Genomic DNA, 4285 nt, shown 5'->3' with positions numbered 1-4285 from the left:
CGTCACGATCCTCGGCCAGTGGGGCGAGATCCCCGACGACTTCGCCGAGAGCCTGCAGGGCGCCTAGGCCCAGATCACCAGCGGGGTGGGAGAGCGCCATGTCGGCGGTTCGGCGGGTCGGGAACTTCCTCCAGGTGCAGGACGGCGACGGCTGCCGCCACCTGCTGCGCGTGACCAGCGTCCAGGCGCTGAGCGACACGGACCTGATGCGCAACGAGACCTTCATCACCGCGGCGGGTCGGACCATCCGGGTGACGCAGCCGCTCGACGAGATCGTGGACCTCGTGGCGCCGGGCGAGCGGGCAGGGAAGGGGTCACAGGAGGAGCCGTGGCCGTTCTAGCCGCGGGAGATCATCCCGCGCGCCATCTCCAGCAGCAAGCGGCGGTCCGACAGGGTGAGCGCGGACCAGACGCGCAGCAAGTCCCCCGTCATCTCGACCGTGGCGAACGCCTCGGATTCGTCGAGAAAGGCGTCTTCGGGCGTTCCGAGGGCGTGCGCGATCTGCCGGAGCATCGATCTCTTGTCGTTCGGCCTACCTCTCTCATCCTCGAATTCTGGATCCGCCAACGCAATCTCCGGCAGACGCACGGCGTCGTCGCGCCAAATCTTTGACATCTCTATAGCGCGCCAATTCGAGAACTGCATCAACGAATTGTAATTTAATTTTACTGGTATAAATGCACCAATGGAAAGGACGTCTATGATTATTTTAGATTGATTTCAGAACCTGACATAGCGAGAGCGGTCAGAACTCGATGGTCGGCCATGAACTTGCCCGACATCTGAACTGAAGGCGGCGTCGGCGCACCGCTCCGAGGCGGGTCAACGGCGCGGCGCTCACGTCCCGGTGCCCGCACGCGCGCCGTCGCCCGCCGCATCCGGACACCGGCGAAGGGACGGCGCACGGGCCCGCCCCGACCTGGCCGGGATGGACTCTCAGGAAGCGGAGTCGGCGATCAGCTGCCGCCGCCGGCCTCGCCGCCCTTGCCGACCTGGGGTACGCCGCGCTCCGGCTGGCCGGCATTTCCGCCCGCGGCCGAGTCCGTCGTGACGGTCGCCGCCCCCGTCCCGGTGGGCGCGACGACGGCGGTGCTGCCCGGACCGCTGTTCTGGCCGCCGCCGGGAACGACGACGGTTCCGGCCGGGGTGCCCGGCGTCACCCGCTGGGGCGGTCCGGGCTGCCGGATCGGTGCGGGACCGGTGCCGGTCTGCGCCGAACCGGGCGACGCCGCGACCAGCGCGAAGATGGCGAAGAGGGCATGACGCATCATGTGCTCCTTGGCATCCCGGCCCTGACTGTGCCGCGCGCACGGGCCTCCGTGCCCGAACGCGGGCGCGCGATCCGGGTTTCCGACGCCGCTCACCATCGTGCCCGGCGGCGCCCGGCGCACGAAAAAGCCCCGCGCGGCGCTGCCGGCGGGGCTGAAGGTGGGTCTGCCTTCGGGAGGATGCAGGGGCGGATGCTTAGCCGGCGTTGCGCCGCGGCTGCACCGGCGACACGACATGCCGGCCACGCGGGCACTGCCGGTCACGACGGCATTACGCTTGCATGCCGGGACAGCTCCGCCCCGTGCGGCGGGCGGCCCGGACCGTGGCGCCGCGCTAACCCCCTGGCCATCCTTGGATAACCATGGCGACCGCCGGCTTGTGGATGCCGCGGCGGCGTCATCGACAGCGTCGCGGCGCTGTGGTGCTGATCGGCGGCGAGGAGTCCCATGAAGCACATCATCGTTCTGGCGATCGCGGCCACGGCCCTGACGGCCTGCAACGCGGCGAACCGGCCCGGTCGCGGCGAGCTCTTCATGAGCGAGGCGGACATCGCCGCGAAGGACGACGCGATCTGCCGGAGCTACGGCGCCGAGCCGGGAACGCCGGAATACGTGCAGTGTCGGGGCACCCAGGATCAGCGGCGCGACGCCGCCCAGGCGCCGCGCCGCAGCGGCTGAACGCGGTGGCGGCTGAACGCGGCGGCGTGACGGCGCCCCGGGGACCAACGCCCCGCTCGCGCGTTGTCCGCGCGGACCGCCTGCCCTGGAGCGCGTGATGCTCGCCCGATCCGCCCTGATGCTCATCGTCCTGACGTCGGGGGCCCAGGCCGCCGCCTTCGACGACCTGAAAGGCTACCTGGCGTCCTGCCTGCGGTTCGAGATGGGCGGCGCCCAGGCGGAACGCGGCGGCCCGCTGTCGGCGAAGGTCCGCCACGCCCTGGACCGGTGCTCCGACGACGTCGCGCGCCTCGAGCGGGCGGACGGGCGCCGGTTGCGCGGCGACGGCGGGATCAGCCCGTCGACCAAGGAGGTCATCCGGAGCGTCGTGGGCGGCGGGGCCGGCGGCGTCCGCACCGTCCGGTACTGAGCGCCGACGGACCACCCGACGGGCCGATCGGGCGACGCCGATCACCGATCGTTAACCGTCCGGCCGCACCTCACGGGCCTCGCTCGCGAGGAGATCCCGGTGCCGAAGCGCCTGACCATCACCGTCCCGCACGCCCTCGGGGCCGCCGAGGTTCGGCGCCGCATCGACCTGCACATGGACTGGGCCTTCCGGCGCCTGGAGGCGGAGAAGATCCGGGTCGAGGCCGAGGACTGGCTCGGCAATCGCCGCGCCTTCTCGGGCAGCGGCTACGGGCAGACGGCGCGCGTCGCGATCCAAGTGGCCGACGACGCGCTGGAGGTCGAGGCGCTGGTGCCCTGGATGGCCAGCCTGTTCGCGCCCGTCATCGAGTCGGTCGGGCGCCACTATGTCGGGCGCCTCCTGTCCGACGAGGCCGCCTGACGCGCGACGCGGCAGTCGCTCGACCGCGCGGAGCCGACCGGGACGGCGACCGGTCCGTGGGCGCCGGCGGGGCGGTTGTGGCCCGGTCGCGCCGGGGCTAAACGCGCCGGCTCGGTGGCGGCGCAGGGGCCAGGATGAGCGATGACGTGGCGGCCCTGCTCCTCGCGCTCGCGACCGAGAACGCCGAGCTGCGCCAGCAGCTCGCCACCGCGCAGGACATGCTGATGGAGACCGCCATCGATGCCGGCCACCTCCACGCCCGCATCGAGGCCCTGCAGGCCGAGCGGGACGCGTGGCAGGCGGAGGCCGAGCGACTGGCGCGCCGGCCCCCGCGCTCCGTGTGAGCGGTCGCGCCGCACGGCGGCCCGGCGTGCCGGGATCGTGCGGCCGGGCGAGCCCGAGGCCGCGGCGCGACCGGGGAGGGTGCCTCGGCGAGACCCCGCGCCGGGCGGGCTCACGCCTTCCTGGGCTGCGGGCGCGGTACGCGCACGTCGACCGTCTGGCCGGTGAGGGGGTTGAGGATCAGCATGGCGGCCGTCTCCGGTGGGTATGCCGGTAGAACGCCGGCCCAGGGCGCCGGGATCACGCCGCGGCGTGCCGTGGCGCACGGGCGGCGACGGGGTCGCCGAACCCGGATCGGACCGGGAGTTCGGTTCCGGCACCGCCCGCGAGGCTCGCCAGGGTCGGCCTGCCGCCTACCTCAGAACGTGGCGCCCTGGCGGCCGCCAGGGGCAGAACACCTGGAGGATCGATATGGCCATCGATAGATCCGGTGAGCGTGCCGCGCTCGATGCCGAGGTCGAGGACACCCAGGCCACCATCGCGAAGCTTCGCGCGGCTGCCGACGGAACGCCGCCCGGACACGGTTCGCGCGTGGCGCTGAAGAAGGCCGAGGAGAGGCTGGCCGAGCTGGTCAAGCACATCACCCGGCGCGACCGGACGGGGTAGGGCGGCGCGCGGGACGCCGCGACGACGAACCCTTCCCGCCCCAGTGGCTGAGAGCGGCGCGCCGACGCATGTCTGCGCGTCGCTCCCGCCCGTCGGAGTCCGGCTCCGGGAGGCCGACGCGGCCGCCTCGCGGCCCGGACGCCCCGCGCATACGGCCAGAACTTCACCAGTATTTAACCGAGTCGACTGAAGTTAATCGACCATTTACCACGATTTTTCCGACGCGGCGAAGCTGTGTGTCCGTAAAACTACAGCTATTCTGCTCAGAGCTTGGTAGTCTTATCACCAGATCGAAACCCGGATCGCCCGTGATGACCAAGCTCCTCGCCTCCCTGACCGCCTTCACTGCCCTGACCGCCGCGGCGTCCGCCGCCGACCTGCCGCGCCGCGCCGCGCCGCCGCCGGTGTTCACGCCGGTGCCGGTGTTCACCTGGACCGGCTTCTACGTCGGTGTGAATGCCGGCTACGGCTTCGACGCCAACAGCCGCAACACCACCAGCTACGCCCTGCCCGGCGGCTCGCTGATCAACTCGCCCGGCACCGCCGGCGTCGTCAGCGTCA

The 4285-nt window shown here is 71.9% G+C and carries 8 protein-coding genes and 1 pseudogene; 7 read left to right on the top strand and 2 right to left on the bottom strand.

Annotated elements, in window-relative coordinates:
- Nucleotides 1–98: 98 nt before the first annotated feature.
- Nucleotides 99–341: a hypothetical protein gene (locus ACTJK8_RS31450; protein ID WP_012318268.1), complete on the top strand. Its 243-nt coding sequence runs from the start codon at nucleotides 99–101 to the stop codon at nucleotides 339–341.
- Here the strand turns inward: ACTJK8_RS31450 and ACTJK8_RS31445 are convergent.
- Nucleotides 338–514: a hypothetical protein gene (locus ACTJK8_RS31445; protein ID WP_012318269.1), complete on the bottom strand. Its 177-nt coding sequence runs from the start codon at nucleotides 512–514 to the stop codon at nucleotides 338–340. The two genes, ACTJK8_RS31450 and ACTJK8_RS31445, sit on opposite strands and share 4 nt — an antisense overlap.
- A gap of 443 nt (nucleotides 515–957) precedes the next feature.
- On the bottom strand, nucleotides 958–1269 hold the full coding sequence (locus ACTJK8_RS31440; protein ID WP_440763123.1) for a hypothetical protein: 312 nt from the start codon (nucleotides 1267–1269) through the stop codon (nucleotides 958–960).
- Between the two features lie 447 nt (nucleotides 1270–1716).
- Between ACTJK8_RS31440 and ACTJK8_RS31435 the strand changes: the two genes are divergently transcribed.
- The 6 genes and pseudogenes from ACTJK8_RS31435 to ACTJK8_RS31410 form a co-directional block, all read left to right on the top strand.
- Nucleotides 1717–1947 carry a hypothetical protein gene (locus ACTJK8_RS31435; protein ID WP_012318272.1) on the top strand — a complete coding sequence of 77 codons (231 nt, stop codon included), beginning with the start codon at nucleotides 1717–1719 and terminating at the stop codon, nucleotides 1945–1947.
- Between the two features lie 97 nt (nucleotides 1948–2044).
- Nucleotides 2045–2356, top strand: coding sequence for a hypothetical protein (locus ACTJK8_RS31430; RefSeq protein ID WP_012318273.1), 312 nt, complete (start codon nucleotides 2045–2047; stop codon nucleotides 2354–2356).
- A 99-nt stretch (nucleotides 2357–2455) separates the two neighbouring features.
- Nucleotides 2456–2776, top strand: coding sequence for a polyhydroxyalkanoic acid system family protein (locus ACTJK8_RS31425; RefSeq protein ID WP_012318274.1), 321 nt, complete (start codon nucleotides 2456–2458; stop codon nucleotides 2774–2776).
- A gap of 134 nt (nucleotides 2777–2910) precedes the next feature.
- On the top strand, nucleotides 2911–3120 hold the full coding sequence (locus tag ACTJK8_RS31420; RefSeq protein ID WP_029359298.1) for a hypothetical protein: 210 nt from the start codon (nucleotides 2911–2913) through the stop codon (nucleotides 3118–3120).
- A 250-nt stretch (nucleotides 3121–3370) separates the two neighbouring features.
- Nucleotides 3371–3724, top strand: coding sequence for a hypothetical protein (locus tag ACTJK8_RS31415; RefSeq protein ID WP_440763122.1), 354 nt, complete (start codon nucleotides 3371–3373; stop codon nucleotides 3722–3724).
- Nucleotides 3725–4035: 311 nt separating this feature from the next.
- A pseudogene (locus ACTJK8_RS31410) lies at nucleotides 4036–4285 on the top strand (porin family protein); the annotation flags it as partial.

The sequence above is a fragment of the Methylobacterium sp. 22177 genome (assembly GCF_052045615.1).
GTDB lineage: Bacteria > Pseudomonadota > Alphaproteobacteria > Rhizobiales > Beijerinckiaceae > Methylobacterium > Methylobacterium radiotolerans.
This window is presented reverse-complemented; position numbering and strand designations above follow the sequence as displayed.

What these genes read in the sequence shown, in the direction of transcription:
- ACTJK8_RS31450 (WP_012318268.1), top strand. Translation starts at nt 99, where the DNA reads ATGTCGGCGGTTCGGCGGGTCGGGAACTTCCTCCAGGTGCAGGACGGC.
- ACTJK8_RS31445 (WP_012318269.1), bottom strand. Translation starts at nt 514, where the DNA reads ATGCTCCGGCAGATCGCGCACGCCCTCGGAACGCCCGAAGACGCCTTT.
- ACTJK8_RS31440 (WP_440763123.1), bottom strand. Translation starts at nt 1,269, where the DNA reads ATGCGTCATGCCCTCTTCGCCATCTTCGCGCTGGTCGCGGCGTCGCCC.
- ACTJK8_RS31435 (WP_012318272.1), top strand. Translation starts at nt 1,717, where the DNA reads ATGAAGCACATCATCGTTCTGGCGATCGCGGCCACGGCCCTGACGGCC.
- ACTJK8_RS31430 (WP_012318273.1), top strand. Translation starts at nt 2,045, where the DNA reads ATGCTCGCCCGATCCGCCCTGATGCTCATCGTCCTGACGTCGGGGGCC.
- ACTJK8_RS31420 (WP_029359298.1), top strand. Translation starts at nt 2,911, where the DNA reads ATGAGCGATGACGTGGCGGCCCTGCTCCTCGCGCTCGCGACCGAGAAC.